This is a genomic window from Streptomyces coelicoflavus, assembly GCF_045041415.1.
GTDB classification, from domain to species: Bacteria; Actinomycetota; Actinomycetes; order Streptomycetales; family Streptomycetaceae; genus Streptomyces; species Streptomyces coelicoflavus.
The window spans coordinates 2,748,043-2,773,959 of the sequence record NZ_CP108218.1; the positions used below are offsets into that span (position 1 = coordinate 2,748,043).

The following is a 25,917-nucleotide window of genomic DNA, read 5'->3' on the forward strand; positions in this document are numbered from 1 at the left end:
CATAGCCGGGGTTCCGGACAACCTCCCGGCACCCCTTGACATACCCGCGAACTCCACCTGCGACGGCCCGGCTCACCCGCGATCCAGCTTCGGATAACGAGAAATTCCGTAGATCTTCCGGCCGGAAGGGCAGATTCCCGCAAAGGTTCGGTCGTGATGTACCGACCTGGTGCGGTTCGGGGGGTGACCCGTTATCCGATTTTGACATGGCGTCCCCCCTGAATGGCCGAGTCCGAATGGCAAGATGCCGTAATCGCACGAGGTCGCGGCGCTCGAAGATGTGTGCCCGCGACGACCCGCGGCGCCGTCCGGCCCCCGGCCGGCGTCCGTCCCACCGGAACTCCACCGTCCCCATCGGGTACTCCCTCATCCGCCGGAGGAACCACCATGACCGCACGCTCCACCCGTCGTACGACCGCCGCGCACTCCCGGCTAGCAGCGGTCGGTGCGATCGCGGTCGCAGGCGCCCTGCTGCTCACCGGATGCGGTGACCAGACCGAGAGCGGCGACTCCGGCGGCAGCGACAACCAGTCCTCGGGCGGCGCCCCGCTGGCCGACAAGCTGCCCCAGTCGATCCGCGACAAGGGCACCATCAAGGTCGGCTCCGACATCGCCTACGCACCGGTCGAGTTCAAGGACGACTCCGGCAAGACCGTCGGTATCGACCCCGACCTCGCGGACGCCCTGGGCAAGCAGCTCGGGGTGAAGTTCGAGTTCGAGAACGGCACCTTCGACACCCTGATCACCGGCCTGCGCTCCAAGCGGTACGACATCGCCATGTCCGCGATGACCGACACCAAGGACCGCCAGGAGGGCATCGACGCCGACACCGGCAAGAAGGTCGGCCAGGGCGTCGACTTCGTCGACTACTTCACCGCCGGTGTCTCGATCTACACCAAGAAGGGCGACGACCAGGGCATCAAGACCTGGTCCGACCTGTGCGGCAAGAAGCTCGTGCTCCAGCGCGGCACGGTCTCCGAGGACCTCGCCAAGGCCGAGAACGAGAAGTGCCCGGCCGGCAAGAAGATCTCCATGGAGGCCTTCGACAACGACCAGCAGGCCCAGACCCGCCTGCGCGCGGGCGGCGCGGACGCCGGCTCCTCCGACTTCCCGGTCGCGGCCTACGCGGTGAAGACCTCCGGCGGCGGCAAGGACTTCCAGATCGTCGGCGAGCAGGTCGAGGCCGCCCCGTACGGCATCGCGGTCGCCAAGGACAACACGCAGCTGCGCGACGCCCTCAAGGCGGCGCTGGACGCGGTGATCGCCAACGGCGAGTACAAGAAGATCATGGACAAGTGGGGCGTGGCGGAAGGCGCCGTCACCGAGGCCGCCGTCAACGGCGGCAAGTGACCGCGCGGCGGGCGCTGAAAGGCAACATCCGTGACTGTTGACATCGACAAGACGGCGGGCGGCCCGGCCGGCACCCCGCCGACCCCGCCCGAGGCCATCAAGGCCATCCCGGTCCGGCACTACGGGCGGTACGTCTCCGCGGTCGTCGCGATCGCGCTGCTGGCCGCGGTCGTGTACGCGTTCTCCCAGGGCAAGATCAACTGGGGCGCGATCCCGGACTACTTCTTCGACGACCGTGTCCTGACCGGCATGGGCAAGACGCTCCTGATCACCGTCCTCGCGATGCTGATCGGCGTCGTCGGCGGCATCCTGCTCGCCGTGATGCGGCTGTCGAAGAACCCGGTGACCTCGTCCATCGCGTGGTTCTACATCTGGTTCTTCCGCGGCACTCCGGTCCTGGTGCAGCTGGTCGTCTGGTTCAACCTCGGCCTGGTCTTCGAGTACATCAACCTCGGCCCGTTCTACCGCGACGAGTGGTCGGACTTCATGACGCCGTTCCTGACGGCGCTGCTCGGCCTCGGTCTCAACGAGGCGGCGTACATGGCGGAGATCTGCCGCGCCGGTCTGCTCGCGGTCGACGAGGGCCAGACCGAGGCGGCGCACGCGCTCGGCATGAGCCACGCCAAGACGCTGCGCCGGATCGTGGTCCCGCAGGCGATGCGCGTGATCGTGCCGCCGACGGGCAACGAGGTCATCAACATGCTGAAGACGACCTCCCTGGTGTCGGTCGTCCAGTACGCCGAGTTGTTCAGAGTCGCCCAGGACATCGGCCAGACCTCGGGCGCACCGGCCGAGATGCTGTTCCTCGCGGCGGCCTGGTACCTGCTGCTGACCTCGGTCTTCAGCGTCGGCCAGTACTACCTGGAGCGGTACTACGCCCGCGGCTCCAGCCGCAGTCTGCCGCCGACCCCGATGCAGAAGATCAGGGCGAACCTGTTCTCCCTGTCGAACCGCTCCAGCACGACCGGAGGTGCGGCATGACCGCCATGGTCAAGGCAGAAGGCGTCCACAAGTCCTTCGGTGCCGTCGAGGTTCTCAAGGGCATCGACCTGGAGGTCAAGCAGGGCGAGGTGTTCTGCCTCATCGGCCCCTCCGGCTCCGGCAAGTCCACCTTCCTCAGGTGTATCAACCACCTCGAGAAGATCAACGCTGGACGTCTGTACGTCGACGGCGAGTTGGTCGGCTACCGCCAGAAAGGTGACAAGCTCTACGAGCTGAAGGACAGCGAGGTCGCCCTCAAGCGCCGGGACATCGGCATGGTCTTCCAGCGCTTCAACCTGTTCCCGCACATGACGGCCGTGGAGAACGTCATGGAGGCACCGGTCCAGGTCAAGGGCATGAGCAGGAGCCAGGCCAGGGACCGCGCGCGCGGGCTTCTGGAGCGGGTGGGCCTGGGCGACAAGGCCGGCAACTACCCCTCGCAGCTCTCCGGGGGCCAGCAGCAGCGCGTGGCCATCGCGCGGGCCCTGGCCATGGACCCGAAGCTGATGCTGTTCGACGAGCCGACCTCGGCGCTCGACCCCGAGCTGGTGGGCGACGTCCTCGACGTCATGCGCGACCTCGCGGAGTCCGGCATGACGATGGTCGTCGTCACCCACGAGATGGGCTTCGCCCGCGAGGTCGGCGACAGCCTCGTCTTCATGGACAACGGCGTGGTCGTCGAGTCGGGCAACCCGCGCGACGTCCTGACCGATCCGCAGCACGACCGGACGAAGGCGTTCCTGTCCAAGGTCCTCTGACCGTCCGCACGACCACGCCGAGGGGCGGTACGGATCTCCGTACCGCCCCTCGGCGTGTGGTCCTACTTGAGCGCCAGCAGCAGGGTGTCCGACGGCGAGCACCACACCGGGCGCGCCTCGCCGAAGCCCTTCTCGCGCAGCACGCGCGCGTGCCACGCCGCCGAGGGCATGTCGCCGTCCGCGTGTTCGCCGTAGATCTCGAAACGCCGTGCGGTGGGTCCGGCGAGCACCGGGTCCTTGGCGGCGAGCTGCCACCACTGCGCCCAGTCCAGCGCGCCCCGGCCCTTGGCGGCGTTCATGCGCGTGTGCCGCTGCGCGCGCTCGGCCGCGTTGATCCGGGGCGTCGTGTCGTCGATCATGTGGTCCGCGTTCATGAAGAGACCACCGTCGCGGACCAGCTCCGCGACCCGGCCGTAGAGATCCGCGAGGGGTTCGGCGTGCAACCAGTGCAGGGCCGTGGCGGTCAGCACGGCGTCGTACGTGTCGTGCGGCAGCCGGGCCGGCCAGTCGGGGTCCTTGAGGTCGGCGGTCACGAGGTCGACCCGCTCGTCGCCCGCGAAGGTGCCCTCGGCGATGGCGAGGAGCGCGGGGTCGAGGTCCACGCCCGTGCTCGTGGCCTGCGGGAACCGGGCGAGCAGCCGGGCCGTGATGGTGCCGGTGCCGCAGGCCAGGTCGAGCACGCGCGGCGCGGGGCCCACGAGCGCCTCGACCATGTCGAGCATGATCCGGAACCGTTCCTCGCGGTCCGGCATGTACCACTCCTGCTGCCGGTCCCAGCTCTGCTGCCACGCCTGCCAGTCGGCTCCCGCCGCGGTGGTCGTGCTGACCGTGGTGGCCGTGGTCGTGGTGGCGTCCGCGTCCGTCATCGAGCCCCTCCGTGCCTGCGTCACTGTAATACCCTGGAAGCACAGTCAGCCATTACCTGACCGCAGGCACGACCCTAGAGCCCCTTCGTAAGGACTACAAGTGGAACTGGCCTATTACTCGGATTACGCCGTACGTCTCGTCAACACCGAGGAACCGTCGCGGGGTCAGGATGCACTGACCTCGGTGGAGGCGGTCCGAGAGCTCTTCGGCGCCAACCAGTCCGCGGCCCGGCGCGCGTCCGACGCCGACGTGACGCGGTTCCGCTCGGTCCGGGGCCGGCTGCGCGCGGTCTTCGAGGCGGCCGACGGCGGCGACGAGACCCTCGCCGTGGACCTGCTGAACTCGCTGCTCCTGGAGTTCCCGGTGAGCCCGCAGATCTCCGGCCACGACCACCGAGCGGAGGACGGCAGTCCGCTGTGGCACATGCACCTCGCCGACCACCCCTCCAACGCGACCGCCGGTTTCGCGGCCATCGCGGCGATGGGCCTGGCCTTCCACCTCACCGAGTACGGCGTCGACCGGCTGGGCCTGTGCGAGGCGGCCCCCTGCCGCAACGCCTACCTGGACACCTCCACCAACCGCTCCCGCCGCTACTGCTCCGACCGCTGCGCCACCCGTGCCAACGTGGCGGCCTACCGCGCCCGCAAGCGCCTGGAGGCGGACCGGTCGGCCGGCACCGGCCTGACCGCCGACAGCACCCAGCGGACCGCGGCGAACGGCGAACGCTGACCCGGCCGCGGCGGCCGGTACCTGAACCGGACCCGGCCCAGTACGAGGTCCTGCGGGACCACCCCGTAGTCGGTGCTGTCCCCGCCCGCGAACGCGTTGTCCCCGAGCACCCACCAGCCGGTCCCGCGCCGTTCGGCCGCCCGCTTGACCACGAGCAGGTCCTGCTGGAAGGGATGCCGCAGTACGACCACGTCACCCGGCCGGACCCGCGCCCCCCAGTGCACGAGCAGCACGTCACCGTGTTGCAGCGTGGGCACCATAGACGGCCCGGTCACCTCGGCCGGGCCGAAGGGCAGCGCCCCTCTGGCGCGCTCGGTCTCCTGCGACAGTTGCTCCGGCATCACCCGGCACCTCCCCGGTCTTTCCTCCACCAGTCTCAGTCTCACCCGGGACTTTTGTCCTAAGCCCACGGGGGCACCCGCGAAAACGGGTCTCCCAGGGAGTAATGTCCCCCCTGAGAAGACGATCACGAGGAAGGAACGCTTCATGCTTTCCCGCCTGTTTGCCCCCAAGGTCACGGTCAGCGCCCACTGCGACCTGCCCTGCGGCGTGTACGACCCGGCCCAGGCCCGCATCGAGGCGGAGTCGGTGAAGGCCGTCCAGGAGAAGATGGCCGGCAACGACGACCCGCACTTCCAGACGCGCGCCACGGTCATCAAGGAGCAGCGCGCCGAGCTCGCGAAGCACCACGTCTCCGTGCTGTGGAGCGACTACTTCAAGCCGCCGCACTTCGAGAAGTACCCGGAGCTGCACCAGCTGGTCAACGACACCCTGAAGGCCCTGTCGGCCGCCAAGGGCTCGAAGGACCCGGCGACCGGCCAGAAGGCCCTGGACTACATCGCCCAGATCGACAAGATCTTCTGGGAGACCAAGAAGGCCTGATCTTCGATCATGACTTCTGACCTGCAGTTTCTTTGGTTGCAGTGTCTCCAGGTCCGCACCCGGCCCGTAGGCCGCCGAGAACGGCGTCCATGACGGTCCGGGTGCGGTCTGCTTCACCCTCAGTCTGACCACTTCACCGTGTTTCGACCCTCAGTGACGGCAGACGAGAAGGCCACCAAGGCAGGTGATCCCGTACGCCCCGTGCCGGGCGATGTGGTCGCCCACAAGCGTGCGGGCGCGGTCGACAGTCGCGTCGAAGGGCACGTCTTGCTGGTCCGCCCAGGCGCGATACGAAGCCATGTGGGCAATGACCGGCTCGGGGTCGTGGACCGTGACGGTCCCAGGCAGTTCGACGACCTCCACTCGGCTGAACTCCTCGCCGAGGAGGGCTGGCGCCTTCTCCAACGAGAAGCGAGCGCTGAGCGAGATACGAGCCGGGCCCCGGTCGAGGCCGAGGACATCGCCGGCGGCCCGCTGCCAGAGGTCGTCGAGTTCGGCCTTGTCACGGTCGCTGTTGGTGGAAACGATCACCAGCCCGTCACTGGCCACGATCCTGGCCAGTTCCCTGACCGACCGGGGGATGTCGGGCACGTGGTAGAGCATGTGGAGTGCAAGGGCGGCGTCGACGCTGCCCTCCGCGAGCGGCAGCCTCGTGGCATCCGCCACGGCGACGGGGCCGGGAACGTCGGCGAGGATGCCGGGAGCGATGTCGAGGCCGAGCAAGGACAGGTCCCCACGGTCCTGACGGAGCCGCTGGATGAACTTGCCGTTGCCGCAACCGATGTCGACGACGCGCCCACATACGTCGCCCAGCCGCTCGACGACGAGACCCGGGAGGTCGTACCGAGGCGTCTGCCAGTGGTAGAGCGACTGCCGGGCGGCCAGGTCCCGGTCTCCGTTGTAGGCACTGCCCACCAGGCGGGCCCTGTCGGTCACAGCGGCGTCGTGGGCGGCGGACGAGTCGGTCACGTCGGCAACTCCGGAGGGTGGGCGGCAGGCAGGGACGCACGGACGACCGTGTGCTGGATCCGATCACGCAGGTGCACCGCCTGCGCGGCTCCACCGTACTGCGGCCCTCCCAACTCTCGCCCGAGAACGGTGAGCCGGCGCACGATACTGGCCGACATGCGCTCAGGCGAGGACTGGAGAACGAAGCCGAGCATCTTTTCCATGCCGTCCAGGTCGCCCAGGAGCAGGTGCCCGCTGGCGAGGTCGAGGTGCGCGGCGAACAGGTCACCGACCGACTGGTCATCTCCGTCTGCACTGCGATACAGGCGGATCGCTGTCTCCGCACTGACGATCGCCCGCTGGATGTGTTCCTGCCCGCGTACGGCCAGAAGGCTCGTTCCGGCGTACGCGAACTGCTTGGCCGCGGGGAAGTCGAAGACTCCCAGTACCTCGTCCCGACCCGAGATCGCCTCACGAGATCGTTCGGCATCCGACAGGGCGGCGAGCGCTCCTGCCGAGTCGCCGACTATCGCCAGCGCCCGCGCCTCCAGGCTCGCCAGCCGTGCCCCGATGCTGGCGCCCTCCCTGTGCTGACGACCGACCTGGGCGAGCTGGGCCGCCTGCTCGTACTGCCCGGTCCAATACGCGATCAGTGACTCCACCGCCCGCACCCAGGCCAGCATCCCCTCATGCCCTGCCGCCTCGGCACAGGCCCGTGAAGTACGGGCGTGGGTGGCAGCCGAGCCGTAGTCACCGAGGTCCAGGCAGACATGAGCGGACAGGCCGCAGAGACGGGAGGCCGAGAGATAGAGGTCGGTGGTCTGCCGAGGGCGTTGCCGTCCGCGGAGCAGCTCGAACACCCCGTCCCGTAACCGCTTGATCTCGACGTACTGCTCCATCAACGGGTGGCTGACGTAGGTCCGCGCGAGTCGGCCGACATCCGCCTCCAACTGCTCGACGACGAGCTCGTCGACATTGCGCTGCGCGATGAACCGAGCGAATTCCGCCGACCGCGCTGCATCCTCCGACAGCGGAGCCCCACAGGCACGAGAAGCCTCGGGCGACGGCGCGGGCAACTCGATCTCGACGTCGTCAGCGGCGGCCCCGTCCCGCCTGCCCTTGCTGACTGCCACAGCCCGGTCGAGCTGGGCGACGTCGACGTTGAAGACCCGCGCCATGTGCCGCCGGGCGTACGGACCCGGAATCCGCGCCTCGCGTTCGTAGCGCCCGATCTCCTTGCCGGTCTTCGCGGAGCGCCCCTCCATGGCGTTGTACTCGTCGGCGACCCTCTGCTGACTCCAGCCGCGCGCGGTGCGCAGCCGGACGAGCCAGGCGCCGATCCCGGTGTCGCCCATGCCGTCCCCCAGGAACACGTGACCTCTGGCCCCCATAGTGGCCCCCGCTTTGGCCCCCGCGCTGGCTCCCGACTCAAATGAGTTAAGTCGCTTTGCTGTTGACCATGGCAAGCAGACTCACCAACGAGGCAACCGACGCCACACCGGATCTACTTCCGGCCACGAGCCGCTACCACTCCATGCTCTTCCCCCGCCGCAGGACCACACCGCGTACCGCTCGCAACTTCGTCGTCGACACGCTGACCGAATGGGGTGAGACCAGTCGCCTCGACGACATGCGGCTGTGCGCCTCGGAGCTCGTCACCAATGCCGTGCTTCATGGAGCACCCGTGGGACACCTCGTCCTCGTGCGTGTCGGCTCCCTCCATGACCAACTGCGCATCGAGGTCCACGACGCCGGTGACGACACCCCGATTCGACGCGATCCCGCAGAGTCCGCCCCCGACGGCCGTGGCCTGCTGATCGTCTCGGCTACGGCGGACAGCTGGGGCGTGAAGGAGCGGACAGGCCCCGGAAAGTGCGTCTGGGCCGCATTCGACCGCAACACCGGACCCCAGGGGGGCACCTCATGACCACGCACCTTGTCTCGCCCAACACCGTCCTCGCCAACGCCCTCGACCGCGCCGAGGACGTACTGACTCCGCGCATCCTGGCCGCCCCGCCCGAGCGCATCGTGTTGGTCGTCGGCACCCAGATCAACGGCGCCCCGCACGTCGGCACCTCGCTCGTGCAGTCCCTGGCCTTCGCCATGGCCGCCCGCCTGCGCGACCGCTTCGGCCTCCCCACCGAGGTGCTCTTCAGCGCCCTCGACAACGCCCCGTACGAGCTGGCGACCGACCCGACCAGCGGACACCGCTACCAGCGCGCCTACGCCCAGGCCCTCGGCGAGCAGGCCCTACACGACCTCGTCGCTGCCCTCTACCAGCCCCTCTTCACGGCCCTGTCCAGGCGCCTGGGCATCCCGCACCGCATCGAGACGTACACCCAGCAGCAGGCCGGCGAGCACTACCGCCGCACCTGGCTCCGGCTCCTCCCCCGCATCGACGCCGCCCGCTGGTGGCTCGCCCCCTCCACCGGCACCCCGCACCTCCGCGTCCCCTGCCCGCACCCCGGCTGCGGCTGGGCCGAGAAGCACGCCGAACGCACGCGGGTCCGCCTCACCGGGTCCGAGTCGGCGGTGGTCTCCGCCGTCTGCCTCCATCACGGCCCGTCCGAGGCCACCATCACGCCCACCGCCAGCGGCTACCTCGACCTGGCCACGCTCTACCGCAACCTGGTCAAGGAACTCGCCATGACCAGCCCCCAGGGCACCCTGCACGTCATGGTCAAGGGCGGCGACTGGGTCTTCGGCTCCCACCTCGTCGACGAGGCCCTCCAGGCCGTGGGCCTCACCCGCGCCCAGCTCCCGGCCCGCCTGTTCTGCCCCCAGGTCGTCACCGACACCGGCGCCAAGCTGTCGAAATCCCTCATACGAGAAGGCCGTGCCCCCTTGCCCGAGGGCGCCGCCCCCTGGATGCTCGACACCCGGCAGTGGCCCGGCACCGTCACCGAGTACGCCGACCAGCTGCTCGCCATGACCGAGGCCCTGCTCTCCGACCCCCGCCACTTCTTCCGCTCGTACTCGGCCGCCGAGATCGGCCGCCTGATCACCGCACCGTCCCCCAGGAGCGTCCCGTCCCGATGACCGACCGCACCGCCCGCGTCCGCGAGCTCCACCTCTACCGCCAGTACTTCGAGCTCGTGGCCGCGGGCACCAAGACCATCGAGGTGCGGGTCAAGTACCCGCACCTCGCCGACCTTGCCGCCGGCGACACCATCCGCTTCCGCATCAAGGGCACCGACGAGACTTGTGACGTAGCGGTCCTCCGCGTCACCGAGTACCCAGACTTCGAGGCCCTCCTCGACGGCGAAGGCCCGTCCAACGTCAACCCGACCGCCACCCGCGACCAGCAACTCGCCAACATCCGCACCATCTACGGCCCTGAGAAGGAAGCCCTCGGCGCACTCGCCATCGGGATCTCTGGGTCCAACAGGGCGCACTGAGCGGGAAGACGACGGGGCTTCTTCGCCAGCCAGCCGTAGTGCCCTCCCTTCGTCTGACGGGCTCTGTCAGTGGAGGCCGGTAGCGTCACCCGTGTGGCCTCGGTAACAGGAGCGTGTCGGGCACTGGAAGAGGAGCGGCCATGACAAAGTTCGTTTCTGACGCAAAGCCGTGGAATACGGTGGACGGTCCTTCCCTGGTGCGATCGGCCGCCGCTTTGCAGCTGATTCCCGAGAACATCCCTTGCCTGGTCAGGCTGCAGCGGCTTGCTGCAGTCGGCGCCTGCCTGCCAAGCCGTCCTGAAGCCCCTCGCCTGTCGCCGAGCAGGATCCGGTCACTGCTGAAGGATCCGGTTATCGGTAGTGCGGCGGTCCGATCTCAGGAAGATCCATACAACGACCTGGACATAGCGGAAGTGCCGTTCCACGGCGGTCCCTACCTAGTCGCCCAGGGGCTGACGGAAAGGTCGGCGTACACACTCGGCCTGATCCTGCGCAGCGTCTTCGGACCGGAGGGCAAGACGCTTCCCTCCACGTTCCGGCGCGAGGCAAGCCGGCTGGTCCAGGTGGTACTGCGCCTGAGCCACACGGCGCTTCTCCGTGCAGGGCTCGCTCGTGGTGTCATCCCGCCTACAGCGACCAGGGTGGAGGTATTCGTACCAGGAGAGCATGCGCTGAGCGCACTATGCGAAGCCGTCACCTTCGACGAGGCCGCCTTGTCCCGGATCGTGCCGCCGCAGGCGTTGCAGGCTTTGGACAGCCTAAGTGTCCGACCAGGCGCGCACACTTTCACAGCGGAGCTCGGCCCTGACGACGGAATGGTTCTCACCCCGCTGCTGACCGTCGGTCCGACCGTGGTCATCGCAAATCCAGGTGAACTGTCCGCAACCCTGCGCCATCGTCTCCTCGTCCTCGCCACAGAACATGGCTGCGGCCCCCAGCTCGTCCAGCTCATACGCGCATGCGTCCTGAACGAAGCCACCGAAATCCTGATCGGCTGCGGGGCAACGCCGCTGCCCTCGGCGGCACAAGTCGATGATGATCCGCAGATCAGCCGCCGCCAGTTCACCTTCGCCGATGACAAGCACGGGCCTTGACCCCGAATCCTGAACACGGGTTATGCGGCTGGTGCCAGCGTAGTTGGTGTGAGTTGGAGGGCGTCCTCGAAGGCGATCGGTGATCGTTGTCCGAGGCGGGAGTGTCGGCGTCGGGTGTTGTAGCGGTTCAGCCATCGGAAGGCGTCGAGTCGGGCTTCGCGCGCGTCGGGCCAGCTCTTTCGTCCTTGCAGGGTCTCGCGTTTGAAGGTCGCGTTGAACGACTCGGCAAGCGCGTTGTCCGCACTGGAGCCGACCGCGCTCATGCTTCGCCGCACCCCTGCTGACCTGCATGCTTCGGCGAATGCCCTGCTGGTGTACTGGGCTCCGTGGTCGGTGTGCATGATCGATCCGGCGAGGCTGCCGCGAGTGCGGATCGCCGCGGCCAGGGCGTCGGTGACGAGACCGGTGCGCATGTGGTCGGCGATCGCCCAGCCGGCCAGGCGCCGTGAGGCGAGGTCGATGACGGTCGCCAGGTAGCAGAACTTCCCGCCGTCGATGGGCAGGTAGGTGATGTCACCGACGTACTTCGCGTTCGGCCTCTGGGCGGTGAAATCGCGGCCGATCAGGTCCGGCGCCTTGGCGGCGGCCGGGTCGGGGACGGTGGTGCGGTGCCGGCGGCGCAACCGGATCCCTTCGATCCCGGACGCCCGCATGATTCGGGCGACGCGCTTGTGGTTGACCGCCTCGCCGTTCTCCTCACGGAGCTCGGCTGTGATCCTCGGGGCCCCGTAGGTGCCGTCCGACTCCCGGTGCACGGCCTGTATCCGGGCGGCCAGCTTCGCGTCGGCCGCCTGCCGGGCCGCCCGGTCCGCAACCGTCCGGCGCCAGTAGTAGAAGCTCGAGCGGCTGACGCCGAGGATGCTGCAGAGCCGCTTCACGCCGTAACGGCGCTGGAGGTCGGCGACACACTGGAAGCGGTTCACCAGCGTGTCTCCCCGGCGAAATACTTCGCCGCTTTGCGCAGGATCTCGCGCTCCTCCTCCAGCTCGCGGACCTTCTTGCGCAGGGCCGCGTTCTCCGCTTCCAGCGGGGCCGGCGGCTGGGCCGGTTCATGCGTCCGGCGTCCCCGAGGACGACTCGCGCCGGCCGCCCGAACCCAGTTCCGAAGCGTCTCCGGGTTGATCCCCAGATCGGCTGCGACCGACCTGATCGTCGCTTCCGGCCGCGACTCGTACAGCGCGACCGCGTCCGCCTTGAACTCCGGCGGGTAGTTCTTCATCACCACGAGATGTCCGTTCTCAGATCCTCAGGATCCAGTGTCTCGTGTGTTCAACATCAGGGGTCAAGGCCCCACCTCGACCTGGCAGTCGTGACCGATGACCTGTCTGACTACGATGCCCAGGCCCCCTACGGGCACTGGGATGCTGCCAGAATCATGCAACAGCTGCATGAACTGCACGAAACACCAGTCCATCCTCTACAGGATGACACGCATTGCCTGCGGCTCATCATCAATCAAGGTCTGGGCCGCTCTTCGTTCTTCGGCCTGCGCAAGTCGTCACGAGTCGGCCCTCGTCTCGCCACCACCGTCGACGACCTCCGCGTTATGGCGGAGCTCGACGGCACGGACCCACTGTTTCTGTGGCGCTTCGCTCAAGCGGACGAAAGGCTGCACACCGACGCCATGGTCCACTCCTTCGGCACGCTCGACAACTACGGCATGTACCGTGACCACGAGTACAGCTACTACCTGTCGGATGAGCGCAGGCCGAACGCCGTTATGGTCAACTCCGACTTCAGCCAGGCGCTGCGAGTTGAGGCCCACCAGCGGTACGACCATCACGTGGTTGCCAGCCCTCACCGCCCTGCTCTCGTTCCGGTTCTCGCCCTCTACGGCGTGGACACCGCACCGATCTACCGGACACATCCCACTGTCTCGGAAGACGAACTGCTTGTGGAAACCGCCAGCCTTCATGTCTGGATCGGACCTAGTCAGGACACAGCAGGTGCCCTGGAATCCTTCCAAGAGATGGTCATTGAAGCTGTTGCCTACTGGGCCTGGCAGGTCTCGCTCGCGGCGCCCAACGAACTACTCGCAATGGCCGACGACCTGGGGCGTGTGCGGATCACGGTGTCCTTCGACAACGCGGACGCCTGGTTGAAGGCTCTGGCAGGACATGACACCCAGCCCGGCAAGAAGGCCCCCTGGATCGCGCAGCAAGCGCGTAGCGAAGGGCTCATTGACCTTGAGCTGCTGGCCGCAGGCGTAGCTTCCCTCCTGGTGGAGGACAACAGCGCCGACCGCCTGATCGTCCAGGTCTTGGCTGAAGCCATCGTTGGCAACGGCAGCGACCTCGTGGTCAGCGACCTTGTCGAACGTCTCGCTCCTGTCGGTCACAAGAAGATGCTGCACGCACAAGCCCGACCGATGCTGTTGCGCCCAGGGCGGCTGCCTGTCGCCCGACTTGTGCAGCCAGCTGTCTCCGCAGTCGTCTTGGACAAACTGGGTGAATGGCTCGCCGCTGATGGAATCCCGCAGGGGACCGTCTCAGAAGACAAACGCCTTGATGTGCTCAACAAAACAGTCCAGCACTACTTCCAGCGCATTCAGGACCTGATCGCCGGCTTGGCCCCCGAGGGCCTGATGAACCAGCTCATGGCACGGCACGAGGCGCTCATCCGCGCAGAGGCTCACGATGATCAGGTCCTTCGGTCCAGACTCGCCTGTTTCGGAACATCCAGCCAGCCCGCCACACAGATCGCCAAGGACAGCAGAAAACGAGTGGCCGCCGCGCAGGCGAGCCGCTTCCTCATCGAGTACGCGGCCACTACCCCACCTTCAGGCGACCAGCCCCTGACCCTGGACACATACGACACGCTCTTGGCGATCGCCGCTGACCTGATCTCTCGAGCCACGCTGTCCGATGCCATCCGGCACGACTTCTCCACCGCACAGCTGTCCCTACTGGAGTCGGGCCGGCTCGGCGTCTCTCGCGGTGATCAGTACGAAACAGGAACCGATGCCTTGGCATTGGACCGAGCCCGCGCAGCCATGGCAACAGCTGACCAGATTTCCGCCCCTTCGGCGCCCCGCACGGCGGCAGCCCCTTCTGCGAAGGTTGAAGAAGCCATGCTCGCCGAATTCGGTTTCACCCTAACCGAACTCGCTCACGGCATGGGCGAGATTATCGCTTTGGGCGATGAAGCATGCGATGACGAACCATTCACCCTCCCTGTCACCCGCGTCCAACAGCACCTTGGTTCTGCCCTCGGTTGGGCCGACGGCAAAGCAAACGCCTTCCTCGATCGCCTCAGCCTGCGCCCACGCGTCAAGTTCCTGTCCGTGGGCGCCGACGCATGGCCCTGGCGCTATAACCGTGAATGGTCATACATACGACGTCCGCTGGTCCGCTTGACTGGCGTGGACGGCGATGTGCTGACATGGGCGCCCAGGCACGTATGGAGCACGGGCCCCTACTGGGTCGACCTCGTGTATTCCGGCAGGCTCAAAGCCACCTCGGCGACGATGAAGAAGCTCATGGGATCCATCCGGCAGGACCACAACAAAGAGTTTGAGAAAGAATCCGAGAGAGCCCTGGCTAACGCAGGCTGTTCCATCACGGCCCACAGCGTGGGCAAGATCGTAGGGCGACGCCTCATGTCACCCTAGGGAGACGATCTCGGCGACATCGACGCCCTGGGTATCAACCTGGATCAAGGGATCATCTTCATCGTGGAATCCAAGGACTTCGAGATGGCTCGGAACCCCTCTGAGCTGGCCAACGAAGCTGATGCGCTCTTGCGAGGAGACAAGAGCGCCGTCTTCAAGATCGCAAGACGAGCCCGATGGATCCGCACCCACCTGGCTCCCACACTGAACCACTTCACCAAGAGCACCGACACCCGAGGTTGGACTGTCGCCCCCGTCGTGGTCACCAGCCGCGACCTGATTTCGTCACGCGTCCTGACATCGGACGTACCAGTCATGGCCATCCACCAGCTGACGGCATGGGCTGCAGCACAGACTCGGCACAGCAAAAGATCCAAGCGCCGCGCTCGCTAGTGCTCCAGCAGGATTTCGCTTTCTGGCCCCTCAGCGTCCAGCGACGGAAAGCCGCATCCGGAGCGGATCTTCGACTGTCCGAGCAGTCCGCACACAGTCCGCAGGACACCCGATCAGGACCGTCTCACCCCATCGCCAGCCAACAGCAGAAGGCCAGGTCAGCGACCCGCAGCATCCATCACCGCAGGTCACCGACCCGCCCCATTACTAGGAGACCAAGAAGGCCTGACGAGGGTCAGCACCTCGGGCCGGCGATCGGTGCACCATCGCAGGCCGCAGCGGAGCCCGAAGGGGCCCGGCCGCCATCCCGGCCGGGCCCCTTCGGCGTTGCCGTGGTCAGGGTTTCTCCGCGGTCGCCCCTCGGCGGTGTCGCTCGGTCCCGGGCCGCGTGCCGGTGCCTGCGGTGCGGGTGTCCGGCTCGGGGCCTGCCGCGCACTCCGGGTTGTGGCACGGGCCGGGTCCCCAGGTCGGTACCCACGCGCCCAGTGTCTTGTGGCGCCGGGCGACCGCTTCGACTGGCTGTCCGCACACGGGACAGACGTACGTGTCGCTGTCCATGTCCCCAGGGTAGAACGGGCGGCGGCTCAGCGCTTCCGGTGGTACATGCGCACCACGGCGCCGTTGCCGAAGCTCCGCACCGAGCCCGAGACGAACTCGGAGACCTCGAAGGCGGAGGCGAACATCGGCATGCCGGTACCGAGGATCACCGGGTAGGTCTTGATGACCAGCTCGTCGATCTCGTCGACCAGCTCCCCGGCGACGACCGACCCGCCGCACAGGTAGATGTCCAAGGCGCTGTCCTCCGCCTTCAGCTCCCGAACCCGGCCGACCAGGTCCGCCGAGACGATCTCGACGTTCGGGTCGGGCGACTCGGCGAGCGTGCGTGAGGCGACGTACTCGCGCAGGTGTGCGTACGGGCTGGTGATGCCTTCCTTGAGGGCCAGGTCGTAGCTGGCCCTCCCCTGGACGACCGTGTCGAACCGCTTGTTGGGCAGGTCGTCGATGCCGAGCGCCCGGCGGCCCTGGGTCGGGATCGTCTCCGGGTACTCCTCCTTCAGGAACCCGAGGAACTCCTCGTCGACGAACGGGTACATGAACGACGCGTCGCCGTCCGGCCCGCCGATGAAGCCGTCGATCGAACAGGCGATGGAGTACGTGAGCTTGCGCAAACCGGTCCCCCTACAGGTCGAACACGTTGACCACTACGGCCACAGTACTCCACGTGTAGTTGTATGCGGAGTGGATTACGCGTTCATCGGGTCCGGGGCTCGCGCCACATGGGCCACATACGGGGACCGTCCGGCAGATCCAGGGCCCGCCCGGTGAACTCGAAACCGAGGCGTTCGTACAGCACCTTGCCCCGGGCGCTGCTCGCCTCCAGATAGGCGGGCAGCCCCTCGCGGTCGCAGCGGTCGAGCACGCTCTCGATCAGCGCGGTGCCCAGCCCCTCGCCCTGCCGCCCGGGGACCACGCCGATCATCCACAGGTACGCGTGGGCCCGGCCGGTGGGGTGGATGCCCTCCGTGAGCCGGGCTATCGCCTCCACGCGCTCGTTGTCCGGGTCGACGGCTTCGCGGATCCGGGCGGGTACGTCCTCGACGTCCGCGCCGGACCCGCTGTCCGGCTCGACACCGGGATGCTCGTCCGCCGGGACGGGCAGCCACAGCGCGCAGGCGGCACCGTCCTCCGTGAGGTCGATGCGTCCGTCGGCGAAGACGGCGTCGGCGAACGCGGCCATGAGCCGGTGGTGGGTCCGTCGCCGGTACTCCTCGCCGGGGAAGACCCAGCTGCTCACCGGATCGTCCTGGAACGCCTCGTCCAGCAGCCGGACGACCAGATCCCGGTCGTCCGCCCCCGCCGTCCGGATCGCCACACCCATGCCTCGCCCCTTCGACTCAACACCGTCTGTATGTACGGCGGTTGAGCCTATCCGGTGGGCCCCACACCCAGCGGGAGAGACGGGGAGGCGGGCCCCGCACACCGTGGGGAAGTGCGGGACCCGCCGGACCGGAGCCGTCGGCGGTGCGGCCGTACGTCGGTCAGGTGCCGTACGGCCCTGCACGGGCTCCGGGGTCTTGCGCCGGCCGCTCCGGCGGTTCACGCCCGCCGGGGCGGCCGTCAGGTGCTGCGCCGGGTCACGAACTCGGCCAGCGCAAGCAGTCCGCCCGCCGCCTCCGGGGCGGGCACGGCACGGGCCAGCTCCTGCATGGCTCTGGCCATCCGGTCGGCCGCCTGGGCCTGCGCCCAGTCCCGGCCGCCGGCCCGCTCCACCACCAGGGCGGTGCGCTCCAGGTCCTCCTTGTCCTCGTCGTACGGTGCCGCGTACAACTCGGCGAGTTCGGCGGCGGCCGGAGTGCCGGAGGTGAGGGCGGCGACCACCGGCAGTGACTTCTTGCGGGCGGCCAGGTCCGCACCGGCCGGCTTGCCGGTGTGGCGCGGGTCCCCCCATATGCCGATGACGTCGTCGATCAGCTGGAAGGCCAGCCCCGCCTCACGGCCGAAGGCGTCCAGGGCCTCGACGTCCTCCGGGGCGGCGCCCGCGTACAGCGCGCCGAGGGCACAGGCACAGCCCAGCAGGGCACCCGTCTTGGCCTCGGCCATGGCGAGCGTCTCGTCGAGGGTGACCTCGCCCGGTGGGCGCCCCTCCAGCGCCGTGTCCACGTGCTGGCCCTCGCACAGCTCCATGACGCAGTCGGAGAGCCGGGCGGCCGCCGCCGCGGACGCGGGGTGCGGGTCCGCGGCGAGCAGCCGCAGGGCGAGCGCCTGAAGGGCGTCCCCGGCGAGGATCGCGTCGGCGACACCGAACACGGCCCAGGCGGTCGGCCGATGACGCCGGGTGACGTCCCGGTCCATCACGTCGTCGTGCAGCAGGGTGAAGTTGTGAGCCAGTTCCACCGCCGCCGCGGCCCGGCCGGCCGCCGCACGGGCCGCCGGCCCGCCGAGCGCGGTCGCCGCCGTGAGGACGAGCGCGGGGCGGATCGCCTTGCCCGCGTTGCCCGTCGCGGGCGTACCGTCCGCGTGCTGCCAGCCGAAGTGGTAGAGCGCGATCCGGCGCATCGCATCGGGCAGCGATGCGATGGCGGAGCGCAGTTCCGGGTCGACCGACGCCCGTGACTCCCTGAGGAGCGTGGCCGCCTCGTGCCCTTCGGCCATCACCGGCCCCTGTCCCCCGGACGACTCCGCCGGCTCCTCGTCGCGCTGTGTGCCGATGAACCCGTGCGTCTCCGGCGTTCCGGTGGAACGGCGCGTCGCGGTGGCGCCGCGCCGGATCTCCGTCATGGACTCACCTTCCCCCTGGGCCCGTCCGTACCCCGGGGGTGTACCCGCCCGGGAGGGCGGGGACACGGCGTCCGGGACAGTGACGTCACCGCCAGCGGCCGATCTCGACGTTCTCCAGGACGCCGAGCGCGTCCGGCACGAGGACCGCGGCCGAGTAGTAGGCCGTGACCAGGTACTTGATGATGGCCTGTTCGTTGATGCCCATGAAGCGCACCGACAGACTCGGCTCGATCTCGTCGGGGATGCCGGTGGCCCGCAGGCCGATGACGCCCTGGTCCTGCTCGCCGGTACGCATCGCGATGATCGAGGACGTACGGGCCTCGGTGACCGGGATCTTGTTGCACGGGTAGATCGGCACGCCGCGCCAGGTCGGGATGCGGTTCCCGGCGACGTCGATCGTCTCCGGGACGAGTCCGCGCCTGTTGAACTCGCGGCCGATGGCGGCGATGGCCCGCGGGTGGGCGAGGAGCAGCTTGGTGCCGCGCCGGCGGCTCAGCAGCTCGTCGAGGTCGTCCGGACCGGGCACGCCGTCGTGCGGCTGGATGCGCTGGTCGTACTCGCAGTTGTGCAGCAGGCCGAACTCGCGGTTGTTGATGAGTTCGTGCTCCTGGCGCTCCTTCAGCGCCTCGACCGTCAGCCGGATCTGCTGCTCGGTCTGGTTCATCGGCTGGTTGTACAGGTCGGCCACGCGGGAGTGGATGCGCAGCACGGTCTGGGCGACGCTCAGTTCGTACTCACGGGGCCGGGCCTCGTAGTCGACGAAGGTGTGCGGGATGTCCGGCTCGCCGCTGTGGCCGGCGGCGAGGTCGATCTCCTTCTCGCCGTGCTTGTTGGTGCGCTGCTGCGGGACGGCGCGTCGCTGCTCCAGGTGCTCGCGCAGGGAGTCGGCCCGCTCCGCGACCTGCTCCACCTCTTGGCGGGGCAGCACGAGCACCGTGCAGGCGGTGACCGTGCGGGCGGTGTACTCCCAGATGGCGTCCCCGTCCAGGAGCGCCTGGTCGCCGAAGTAGGCGCCGTCGGCGAGGACGCCGAGCACCGCGTCGTCGCCGTAGGGACCGGTGCCGATCTTCTCGATCTTGCCGTGCGCCAGCAGGTAGACCTCGTCGGTCCGGCCGCCGAACGAGGCGATGACCTCGCCGGGGCCGAACTCCCGCTGCTCACAGCGCTGCGCGAGCTCCGACAGGACCTCGTCGTCCTCGTACGAGCGCAGGGCCGGCAGTTCGCCCAGCTCCGCGGGGATGACCTCGACGCGGTCGCCGGTCTTCACGAACGTCACGCGGCCGTCGCCGACGGCGAAGGTCATCCGCCGGTTCACGCGGTACGTGCCGCCCTGAATGTCCACCCAGGGGAGCGTGCGCAGCAGCCAGCGCGAGCTGATCTCCTGCATCTGGGGAACGGACTTGGTGGTGGTGGCCAGGTTCCGCGCGGCCGCCGTGCCGAGGCTCTGCTGCGGCCTGGTCTGCTCGGTGCGGACCTCTTCGCCTACCGACATAAGGAATTGCCCTCCCGGTCATGCCGGACGACTGGGCCCGGCATCGATGTGCGTGGACCAGCCTTCCTCACGGAGCGTGCCGGTGCTATTACACGAAAGAGCGGGAATGGATCACGCGCGGCCGGGGCAGACATGAGGGCTTGTTCGGCATCTCGGCGGCATGTCCGACTCCGTGCGGCCCGGTCCGGCGCCGACGGCCGGGACGAGATTGTCCGAAACGGCTCGCACACGGACCGAACAAGTAATAGGAGCCGCTCCGTTTCGGTACAAGCCCCCTACGAGGCGGTCGCGTCGGGCGGTCGCCGCGCAGCGCGAAGGAGCCGGCCGTGGCCTCACCCATGTCCGCGAGCAGTTTCCTCAAGGCCCTGAAGGCGGAGGGCCTCACCGTCGTCGAGGTGGGCGACTGGCGGGACCACAACCGCGACCACAAGGGCCCCTGGGGCCCCGTGCACGGTGTGCTGCTGCACCACACGGTCACCAGGGGCAGCGCCCGGACCGTGGAGATCTGCCGCAAGGGCCACGAGGACCTGCCCGGCCCGCTGTGCCACGGCGTCATCACCAAGGACGGCACGGTCCATCTGGTCGGCTACGGCCGGGCCAACCACGCCGGTCCCGGCGACGACGACGTCCTGCGCGCCGTCGTCGCGGAGAAGGCGCCGCCCCCGGACAACGAGGCCGACACCGACGGCAACCGGCACTTCTACGGCTTCGAGTGCGAGAACCTCGGCGACGGCGACGACCCCTGGCCGGCGGCGCAGCTGGACGCGATCGAGCGGGCCGCCGCGGCCGTGTGCCGCCACCACGGCTGGAACGAGCGGTCCGTCCTCGGTCACCTGGAGTGGCAGCCGGGGAAGGTGGACCCGCGCGGCTTCACCATGGCATCGATGCGGGAGCGGATCCGCGACCGCCTCAAGTGATCCCGAACCGGCCGGGGCGACGTGTCCGACGCGGGCGGCGGCGCGACAATGGCGGGGTGACCGGCACCGACTCCCGCGGCCTCGCCGCCCTGCGGCCCCGTCTGCCCTCCCCCTTGCAGGAGGTGGCCGACGACCGCTTCGAACGGCGCGGTGTCCGGCTGCTGCTCAAGCGGGACGACCTGATCCACCCCGACCTGGTGGGCAACAAATGGCGGAAGCTGGCGCCGAACCTCGCCGCGGCGGACGGCCGCACGGTCGTCACGTTCGGCGGCGCCTACTCCAACCACCTGCGGGCCGCGGCCGCCGCGGGCCGGCTGCTCGGGCTGCCCACGGTGGGGGTCGTCCGCGGTCAGGAACTGGCAGGCCTGCCGCTCAACCCCTCGCTGGCCCGGTGCGCCGCCGACGGCATGCGGCTGCACTTCGTCGACCGCTCGACGTACCGCCGCAAGAGCGAACCGGAGACCCTGGCCGCGCTGCTGCGCGCGGTGGGCGCCGAGGACGCCGTCGTCGTCCCCGAGGGGGGCAGCAGCCCACAGGCCGTCCGCGGCTGCCGCGCGCTGGGCGAGGAGCTGGGCGAACACGCCGACGTGGCCGCCGTCGCCTGCGGTACCGGCGGCACGCTGGCCGGGCTGGCCGCCGGGCTCCCCGCGGGGCGGCGGGCCCTCGGCACAGCCGTGCTCAAGGGCGGCTTCCTGGAGCGCGACATACGGCGGCTCCAGGAGCACGCGTTCGGCGGGCCGCGCGGCACCTGGAGCCTGGAGGAGCGTTTCCATCACGGCGGCTACGCCCGCACGACGCCCGGCCTCGACGCCTTCGCCGCGGACTTCGAGGACCGCCACGGCCTGCCCGTGGAGCGCGTCTACGTCGCCAAGATGCTGTACGCCCTGCTCGCGCTCGCCGAGGAGGGCGCCTTTCCGCGCGGGACGACCCTGGCGGCGGTCGTCACCGGCCGGCCCTTCCCCTGAGCGGTCCCCCGCCGCCGCGCCCGTGCGCCGCTCAGGTGGTCTCCCGGTACGCCGCCGCCTCCTCCAGGTCCAGCCGGCGCAGCAGCGTCCGGAGCATCTCGTCGTCGATGTAGCGGCCGTCCCGCAACCGGACGAAGACTTCGCGCTCGGCGCTGATCATCTCCCGGGAGAGCCGCCGGTAGGTGTCGTCGACGGTCTCGCCGGTGACGGGATTGACCTGGCCCAGCCGTTCCCAGACCGCGTTGCGGCGGCGCTCCAGGACCGTGCGCAGGCGGTCGGCGAGCGGGGCCGGCAGGGCGTTGCGATCATCGGCGAGCAGGGCGTCCAGGCGCTCGTCCGCGACCCGCGAGGCCTGCGCCTGGGCGTTCGCCTCCGCCAGCGTCTCGGCCCGCGCGTCGCGCGCCGGGAACTTCAGCAGGCGGATCAGCGGCGGCAGACTGACGCCCTGGACGACCAGCGTGCCGATGACCGTCGTGAAGGTCAGGAACAGGATGAGGTTGCGCTCGGGGAAGGGCTCGCCGCCGTGCACGGTGAGCGGGATGGAGAACGCGATGGCCAGGGAGACCACGCCGCGCATCCCGGCCCAGCCGATCACGAACGGCCCCTTCCAGGAGAGCTCGCCCTCGCGCGCGCGTACGCGTGCCGACAGCCGGGGCAGGAAGGTCGCCGGGTACACCCACACGAACCTCGCCACGGCGACCACCAGGAAGACGGCGAGGGCGTACCCGGCGGCTTCGGCGCCCTCGTACTCCCCCAGGCCCTTGAGGACGACGGGCAGCTGGAGTCCGATGAGGGCGAACACGGCCGACTCCAGGACGAACGCGACCATCTTCCAGACCGCCTCCTCCTGGAGCCGGGTGGCGAAATCGACCTCCCACGCGCGGTGGCCCAGGTAGAGGGCGACGACGACCACCGCGAGCACCCCCGAGGCGTGCACCTGCTCGGCGACCGCGTAGGCGACGAACGGGATCAGCAGGGAGAGCGTGTTCTGCAGCAGCGCCTCCGTCAGGTGGGTGCGCAGCCAGTGCAGCGGCACCATCAGGACCAGCCCGACACCGACGCCGCCCACCGCGGCGATCAGGAACTCGCCGATCCCGCCGGCCCAGGTGGCGCCCTCGCCGACGGCCGCCGCGAGCGCGACCTTGAAGGCGGTGATCGCGGTGGCGTCGTTCACCAGGGACTCGCCCTGGAGGATCGTGGTGACCCGGGAGGGCAGCCCCACGCGTCGGGCGACCGCCGTGGCCGCGACGGCGTCCGGCGGCGCCACGACCGCGCCGAGCACCAGCGCCGCGGTCAGCGGCAGGCCCGGCACGATGAAGTAGGCCGCACCGCCGACGACGAAGGTGGCGAACAGGACGTAGCCCACGGACAGCAGGGCCACCGGCCGGGCCTGCGCCCGCAGGTCCAGGTAGGAGCTGTCGGTGGCCGCAGTGTAGAGCAGCGGGGGCAGCAGCAGGGGCAGGACGATGTGCGGGTCGAGGGTGTAGTCGGGCACTCCGGGGACGTAGCTCACCGCCAGGCCCGCCGCGACCAGCAGCAGCGGTACCGGCACCGGCACGCGCCGTCCCGCCCCGGCGACCGCGGCACTGCCCGCCACCAGCAACAGCAGCGGCATCACGTCCATCGTCCTCGCCCGCCCTCGTCTTCCGCGCGGTCATCCGCGCACCCGTCGTAACCTGGCAATCATGAAACAGTGCACGCACGCCGACGCGCTGCCGCACCCGGAACCCGAGCCGTGCGGCGAGACCTGCCCGGAGTGCCTGGCCGAGGGCACGGACCCGGTGCAGCTGAGGCTCTGTCTCAGCTGCGGTCACGTCGGCTGCTGCGACTCCTCGCCGCGGCGGCACGCGACGGCGCATCACGCGAAGACCGGTCATCCGGTGATGCGGACCTTCGAGCCCGGGGAGAGCTGGCGCTGGTGCTTCGTCGACCACGTCCTCGTGTGACCTCTGCCCGGGACGGTTCGACCGTCTGACGTCTGGGTACGTCAACCCGGCGCACGCTCTTCCGATTTGGGCCCGCCGACCCCCTAGCCACTGTGCGTGTTCGCGTGTTTACTATGAGTGACAGCACGGGGTTGGGGTCTCGGGGACAGGAAACTTCGGAGCGCGATAACGTCACCGCTGAACCACGTATCGCGTTATCCCGAGGGGCGTCCCTCGGCCCTGTAACGCTTGTACCACCTTGGAGGTGAGGGTGTCCCAGATCGCAGGCGAGCCCGCGACCCAGGACTTCGTCGAAGTCCGGCTGCCGGCCGCGGGTGCCTACCTGTCGGTGCTGCGTACGGCGACGGCCGGCCTCGCAGCTCGTTTGGACTTCACCCTCGACGAGATCGAGGACCTGCGCATCGCAGTCGACGAGGCCTGCGCGATCCTGCTTCAGCAGGCCGTGCCCGGCTCGGTGCTCAGTTGCGTCTTCCGCCTCGTCGACGACTCGCTCGAGGTCACCGTCTCGGCGCCGACCACGGACGGCCATGCCCCGTCGCGGGACACCTTCGCGTGGACGGTGCTCTCCGCCCTCGCGGGCAAGGTCTCCTCCGCCGTGGACGAGGACAAAACCGTTTCGATCAGCCTCTACAAACAGCGCGGCGCGGGACCCGGGCCGACGTGAGGGACGGGGACGGGCCGGTGCGGGACGAAGAGCGCGGTACACGGGAGCTGCCGGCCGAGGGCACACGTTCTCCGAACGAGGCGCGACGCACGGCGGACGGCATCGACGGCATCCCCGAGCAGGCCCGGCCGCATCCGGAGGACGAGACCTCGCCCGAGGCCGTCGCTCCGGTCGACGGGCAGCGGACCGGGGACACCCCCGTCCCGCCCGTCCGACCGGAGGAGCGGGCTCGGGAAAGGGCGACGGGCGGGACGATGAGCGAGCACGAGCGACACTCCGACGGCCACGCGCCGGGTGCACGGGGCACGCAGGGCACACGGCACGACCCGCACGACCGCAGCGGTGCGCGCCTCCTGTTCGCCGAGCTGCGCACGCTGACGAAGGACAGCCCGGAGTACGCGGAGCTGCGCAACCGGCTGGTCCGCATGCACCTGCCGCTCGTCGAGCATCTCGCGCGCCGCTTCCGCAACCGCGGCGAGCCCCTGGACGACCTCACCCAGGTCGCCACGATCGGTCTGATCAAGTCGGTCGACCGCTTCGACCCGGACCGCGGGGTGGAGTTCTCCACGTACGCGACCCCCACGGTCGTCGGCGAGATCAAGCGGCACTTCCGGGACAAGGGCTGGGCGGTGCGTGTCCCGCGCCGGCTCCAGGAGCTGCGGCTGGCCCTGACGACGGCCACGGCGGAGCTGTCCCAGCTGCACGGCCGCTCCCCCACGGTCCACGAGCTCGCCGAGAAGCTGGCGATCTCGGAGGAGGAGGTCCTGGAGGGCCTGGAGTCGGCCAACGCGTACTCCACGCTGTCCCTGGACGTCCCGGACACCGACGACGAGTCCCCGGCCGTCGCCGACACCCTCGGCGCCGAGGACGAGGCTCTTGAGGGGGTCGAGTACCGGGAGTCGCTCAAGCCGCTGCTCGAAGACCTTCCGCCGCGGGAGAAACGCATCCTGCTGCTGCGCTTCTTCGGCAACATGACGCAGTCCCAGATCGCGCAGGAGGTCGGGATCTCGCAGATGCACGTGTCGCGGCTGCTGGCCCGCACGCTGGCGCAGCTGCGGGAGAAGCTGCTGGTCGAGGAGTAGCCGCGCGGCCGCCCGGCAGCGGGCGGGGCGTCCGCCGGCTACTTCCCGGCGTTGCCCGGTCCCCGGATTCCGAGGGCCAGGGTGGTCTCGGGGTTGATGAGCAGGTACAGAGCGGTGAGCGCCGCGACACCGAGCACGACGCCGGCGGGGACGGCCAGGCCGTCGGCCCCCGCCATGTTGTAGGCGACGGGCAGCGACACGATCTGCGTGATCACGGCGGGCCCCCGGCTCCACCCCCGCAGGCGGAGCAGCCCGCGGGCGGCGAGCAGCGGCAGCAGGGCGAGGACGATCAGGGTGATGCCGCCGGTGACGGCCGCGGTCCGGTCGTCGGGGTGCCCGGTGAGGCCCTCCACGAGCATCCAGGCGCCGCCGACGACGAGCGCCAGGCCCTCCAGCGCGGCGATCGCGGCCGCGGCGGTCACTCGGACGGGGCGGGGCTCTGCCTCTTCGGCGGCCGGGGAGGCGGGGTCGGGGGTCTGCTCGCTGCTCACCTCTGCAGGGTAGCCGTCGGCGCACCCGCGTCCCCGGCCGCCCGGGTGTCGGGCGTATCACGCGGCGCGGG

The 25,917-nt window shown here is 69.5% G+C and carries 26 protein-coding genes; 15 read left to right on the forward strand and 11 right to left on the reverse strand.

Features of this window, described 5'->3' with window-relative positions:
* Positions 1-387: 387 nt before the first annotated feature.
* The 3 genes from OHA99_RS11955 to OHA99_RS11965 are packed head-to-tail and all read left to right on the forward strand — an operon-like array spanning position 388 to position 3,089.
* Positions 388-1,350 carry an ABC transporter substrate-binding protein gene (locus tag OHA99_RS11955; RefSeq protein ID WP_153177999.1) on the forward strand — a complete coding sequence of 321 codons (963 nt, stop codon included), beginning with the start codon at positions 388-390 and terminating at the stop codon, positions 1,348-1,350.
* Positions 1,351-1,380: 30 nt separating this feature from the next.
* The gene (locus OHA99_RS11960; RefSeq protein ID WP_153178000.1) at positions 1,381-2,331 is read left to right on the forward strand and encodes an amino acid ABC transporter permease; all 951 of its coding nucleotides are present in this window, start codon (positions 1,381-1,383) and stop codon (positions 2,329-2,331) included.
* Positions 2,328-3,089, forward strand: coding sequence for an amino acid ABC transporter ATP-binding protein (locus tag OHA99_RS11965; RefSeq protein ID WP_054099059.1), 762 nt, complete (start codon positions 2,328-2,330; stop codon positions 3,087-3,089). Before OHA99_RS11960 ends, OHA99_RS11965 begins: the two co-directional genes overlap by 4 nt.
* Before the next feature lie 62 nt (positions 3,090-3,151).
* Here OHA99_RS11965 and OHA99_RS11970 read toward each other — a convergent pair whose 3' ends face one another.
* The gene (locus OHA99_RS11970) at positions 3,152-3,955 is read right to left on the reverse strand and encodes a class I SAM-dependent methyltransferase (protein ID WP_381497550.1); all 804 of its coding nucleotides are present in this window, start codon (positions 3,953-3,955) and stop codon (positions 3,152-3,154) included.
* A 100-nt stretch (positions 3,956-4,055) separates the two neighbouring features.
* Here OHA99_RS11970 and OHA99_RS11975 point away from each other — a divergent pair, with 100 nt between their 5' ends.
* Positions 4,056-4,685 (forward strand): ABATE domain-containing protein, encoded by a 630-nt coding sequence (locus tag OHA99_RS11975; protein WP_153178002.1) that lies wholly within the window; start codon positions 4,056-4,058, stop codon positions 4,683-4,685.
* Here OHA99_RS11975 and sodX read toward each other — a convergent pair.
* The gene (sodX, locus tag OHA99_RS11980; protein ID WP_405695677.1) at positions 4,589-5,026 is read right to left on the reverse strand and encodes a nickel-type superoxide dismutase maturation protease; all 438 of its coding nucleotides are present in this window, start codon (positions 5,024-5,026) and stop codon (positions 4,589-4,591) included. The genes OHA99_RS11975 and sodX overlap by 97 nt on opposite strands.
* 145 nt (positions 5,027-5,171) lie before the next feature.
* Between sodX and sodN the strand changes: the two genes are divergently transcribed.
* A complete protein-coding gene (sodN, locus tag OHA99_RS11985) occupies positions 5,172-5,567 on the forward strand; it encodes a superoxide dismutase, Ni (RefSeq protein WP_003973716.1) in 396 nt (131 codons plus the stop codon).
* A gap of 150 nt (positions 5,568-5,717) precedes the next feature.
* Here sodN and OHA99_RS11990 read toward each other — a convergent pair whose 3' ends face one another.
* Positions 5,718-6,536 carry a class I SAM-dependent methyltransferase gene (locus OHA99_RS11990; protein WP_153178004.1) on the reverse strand — a complete coding sequence of 273 codons (819 nt, stop codon included), beginning with the start codon at positions 6,534-6,536 and terminating at the stop codon, positions 5,718-5,720.
* On the reverse strand, positions 6,533-7,870 hold the full coding sequence (locus OHA99_RS11995) for a helix-turn-helix transcriptional regulator (protein WP_366473172.1): 1,338 nt from the start codon (positions 7,868-7,870) through the stop codon (positions 6,533-6,535). The genes OHA99_RS11990 and OHA99_RS11995 overlap by 4 nt, the downstream gene beginning before the upstream one ends.
* A gap of 104 nt (positions 7,871-7,974) precedes the next feature.
* On the opposite strand from OHA99_RS11995, the gene OHA99_RS12000 reads away from it, so the two are divergent.
* The 4 genes from OHA99_RS12000 to OHA99_RS12015 all read left to right on the forward strand — a co-directional run bounded on the left by OHA99_RS12000 (position 7,975) and on the right by OHA99_RS12015 (position 11,007).
* The gene (locus tag OHA99_RS12000) at positions 7,975-8,442 is read left to right on the forward strand and encodes an ATP-binding protein (RefSeq protein WP_366473171.1); all 468 of its coding nucleotides are present in this window, start codon (positions 7,975-7,977) and stop codon (positions 8,440-8,442) included.
* On the forward strand, positions 8,439-9,554 hold the full coding sequence (locus OHA99_RS12005) for a hypothetical protein (protein WP_405695680.1): 1,116 nt from the start codon (positions 8,439-8,441) through the stop codon (positions 9,552-9,554). Before OHA99_RS12000 ends, OHA99_RS12005 begins: the two co-directional genes overlap by 4 nt.
* Positions 9,551-9,913 (forward strand): ASCH domain-containing protein, encoded by a 363-nt coding sequence (locus tag OHA99_RS12010; protein WP_153178007.1) that lies wholly within the window; start codon positions 9,551-9,553, stop codon positions 9,911-9,913. The genes OHA99_RS12005 and OHA99_RS12010 overlap by 4 nt, the downstream gene beginning before the upstream one ends.
* 140 nt (positions 9,914-10,053) lie before the next feature.
* Positions 10,054-11,007 carry a hypothetical protein gene (locus tag OHA99_RS12015; RefSeq protein WP_405695682.1) on the forward strand — a complete coding sequence of 318 codons (954 nt, stop codon included), beginning with the start codon at positions 10,054-10,056 and terminating at the stop codon, positions 11,005-11,007.
* Between the two features lie 20 nt (positions 11,008-11,027).
* On the opposite strand, the gene OHA99_RS12020 is transcribed toward OHA99_RS12015, so the two are convergent.
* Positions 11,028-12,232 (reverse strand): IS3 family transposase gene (locus OHA99_RS12020; protein WP_405693772.1). Its coding sequence is split into 2 segments (ribosomal slippage): positions 11,028-11,941 and positions 11,941-12,232, totalling 1,206 coding nucleotides; the frame shifts between segments, so codons are not numbered across the junction.
* An 84-nt stretch (positions 12,233-12,316) separates the two neighbouring features.
* Here OHA99_RS12020 and OHA99_RS12025 point away from each other — a divergent pair.
* Positions 12,317-14,617, forward strand: a complete 2,301-nt coding sequence (locus OHA99_RS12025) for a hypothetical protein (RefSeq protein WP_405695685.1) — start codon at positions 12,317-12,319, stop codon at positions 14,615-14,617.
* A gap of 977 nt (positions 14,618-15,594) precedes the next feature.
* Here OHA99_RS12025 and OHA99_RS12030 read toward each other — a convergent pair.
* The 4 genes from OHA99_RS12030 to OHA99_RS12045 form a co-directional block, all read right to left on the reverse strand.
* Entirely contained in the window at positions 15,595-16,179 is a 585-nt protein-coding gene (locus tag OHA99_RS12030; RefSeq protein WP_405695687.1) for a dihydrofolate reductase family protein, read from the reverse strand.
* An 83-nt stretch (positions 16,180-16,262) separates the two neighbouring features.
* Positions 16,263-16,889, reverse strand: coding sequence for an N-acetyltransferase (locus tag OHA99_RS12035; RefSeq protein ID WP_153178011.1), 627 nt, complete (start codon positions 16,887-16,889; stop codon positions 16,263-16,265).
* Between the two features lie 239 nt (positions 16,890-17,128).
* Positions 17,129-18,289, reverse strand: coding sequence for a family 2 encapsulin nanocompartment cargo protein polyprenyl transferase (locus OHA99_RS12040; protein ID WP_153178012.1), 1,161 nt, complete (start codon positions 18,287-18,289; stop codon positions 17,129-17,131).
* 85 nt (positions 18,290-18,374) lie between these two features.
* Positions 18,375-19,781, reverse strand: coding sequence for a family 2B encapsulin nanocompartment shell protein (locus OHA99_RS12045; RefSeq protein ID WP_153178013.1), 1,407 nt, complete (start codon positions 19,779-19,781; stop codon positions 18,375-18,377).
* A gap of 338 nt (positions 19,782-20,119) precedes the next feature.
* Here OHA99_RS12045 and OHA99_RS12050 point away from each other — a divergent pair, with 338 nt between their 5' ends.
* Entirely contained in the window at positions 20,120-20,698 is a 579-nt protein-coding gene (locus OHA99_RS12050; RefSeq protein WP_164386326.1) for an N-acetylmuramoyl-L-alanine amidase, read from the forward strand.
* 56 nt (positions 20,699-20,754) lie between these two features.
* Positions 20,755-21,663 (forward strand): 1-aminocyclopropane-1-carboxylate deaminase/D-cysteine desulfhydrase, encoded by a 909-nt coding sequence (locus tag OHA99_RS12055; protein ID WP_405695691.1) that lies wholly within the window; start codon positions 20,755-20,757, stop codon positions 21,661-21,663.
* 31 nt (positions 21,664-21,694) lie between these two features.
* On the opposite strand, the gene OHA99_RS12060 is transcribed toward OHA99_RS12055, so the two are convergent.
* Entirely contained in the window at positions 21,695-23,287 is a 1,593-nt protein-coding gene (locus tag OHA99_RS12060; RefSeq protein ID WP_153178015.1) for a Na+/H+ antiporter, read from the reverse strand.
* Between the two features lie 61 nt (positions 23,288-23,348).
* On the opposite strand from OHA99_RS12060, the gene OHA99_RS12065 reads away from it, so the two are divergent.
* From OHA99_RS12065 to OHA99_RS12075, 3 genes are all read left to right on the forward strand, one after another.
* On the forward strand, positions 23,349-23,609 hold the full coding sequence (locus OHA99_RS12065) for a UBP-type zinc finger domain-containing protein (RefSeq protein ID WP_007444602.1): 261 nt from the start codon (positions 23,349-23,351) through the stop codon (positions 23,607-23,609).
* A 250-nt stretch (positions 23,610-23,859) separates the two neighbouring features.
* Positions 23,860-24,273: an anti-sigma regulatory factor gene (locus OHA99_RS12070; RefSeq protein WP_003973726.1), complete on the forward strand. Its 414-nt coding sequence runs from the start codon at positions 23,860-23,862 to the stop codon at positions 24,271-24,273.
* Between the two features lie 17 nt (positions 24,274-24,290).
* Complete coding sequence (locus tag OHA99_RS12075) at positions 24,291-25,355, forward strand: RNA polymerase sigma factor SigF (protein WP_228126109.1); 1,065 nt, start codon at positions 24,291-24,293, stop codon at positions 25,353-25,355.
* Positions 25,356-25,393: 38 nt separating this feature from the next.
* On the opposite strand, the gene OHA99_RS12080 is transcribed toward OHA99_RS12075, so the two are convergent.
* Positions 25,394-25,846 (reverse strand): hypothetical protein, encoded by a 453-nt coding sequence (locus OHA99_RS12080; protein WP_153178017.1) that lies wholly within the window; start codon positions 25,844-25,846, stop codon positions 25,394-25,396.
* Between the last annotated feature and the right edge of the window lie 71 nt (positions 25,847-25,917).

Coding starts and splice junctions, on each gene's coding strand:
- OHA99_RS12010 (WP_153178007.1), top strand. CDS start 9,551: ATGACCGACCGCACCGCCCGCGTCCGCGAGCTCCACCTCTACCGCCAG.
- OHA99_RS11965 (WP_054099059.1), top strand. CDS start 2,328: ATGACCGCCATGGTCAAGGCAGAAGGCGTCCACAAGTCCTTCGGTGCC.
- OHA99_RS12000 (WP_366473171.1), top strand. CDS start 7,975: ATGGCAAGCAGACTCACCAACGAGGCAACCGACGCCACACCGGATCTA.
- OHA99_RS12005 (WP_405695680.1), top strand. CDS start 8,439: ATGACCACGCACCTTGTCTCGCCCAACACCGTCCTCGCCAACGCCCTC.
- OHA99_RS11970 (WP_381497550.1), bottom strand. CDS start 3,955: ATGACGGACGCGGACGCCACCACGACCACGGCCACCACGGTCAGCACG.
- sodN (WP_003973716.1), top strand. CDS start 5,172: ATGCTTTCCCGCCTGTTTGCCCCCAAGGTCACGGTCAGCGCCCACTGC.
- OHA99_RS11995 (WP_366473172.1), bottom strand. CDS start 7,870: ATGGGCGACACCGGGATCGGCGCCTGGCTCGTCCGGCTGCGCACCGCG.
- OHA99_RS12035 (WP_153178011.1), bottom strand. CDS start 16,889: ATGGGTGTGGCGATCCGGACGGCGGGGGCGGACGACCGGGATCTGGTC.
- OHA99_RS11955 (WP_153177999.1), top strand. CDS start 388: ATGACCGCACGCTCCACCCGTCGTACGACCGCCGCGCACTCCCGGCTA.
- OHA99_RS12015 (WP_405695682.1), top strand. CDS start 10,054: ATGACAAAGTTCGTTTCTGACGCAAAGCCGTGGAATACGGTGGACGGT.
- OHA99_RS12040 (WP_153178012.1), bottom strand. CDS start 18,289: ATGACGGAGATCCGGCGCGGCGCCACCGCGACGCGCCGTTCCACCGGA.
- sodX (WP_405695677.1), bottom strand. CDS start 5,026: ATGCCGGAGCAACTGTCGCAGGAGACCGAGCGCGCCAGAGGGGCGCTG.
- OHA99_RS12045 (WP_153178013.1), bottom strand. CDS start 19,781: ATGTCGGTAGGCGAAGAGGTCCGCACCGAGCAGACCAGGCCGCAGCAG.
- OHA99_RS12060 (WP_153178015.1), bottom strand. CDS start 23,287: ATGGACGTGATGCCGCTGCTGTTGCTGGTGGCGGGCAGTGCCGCGGTC.
- OHA99_RS12065 (WP_007444602.1), top strand. CDS start 23,349: ATGAAACAGTGCACGCACGCCGACGCGCTGCCGCACCCGGAACCCGAG.
- OHA99_RS12050 (WP_164386326.1), top strand. CDS start 20,120: ATGTCCGCGAGCAGTTTCCTCAAGGCCCTGAAGGCGGAGGGCCTCACC.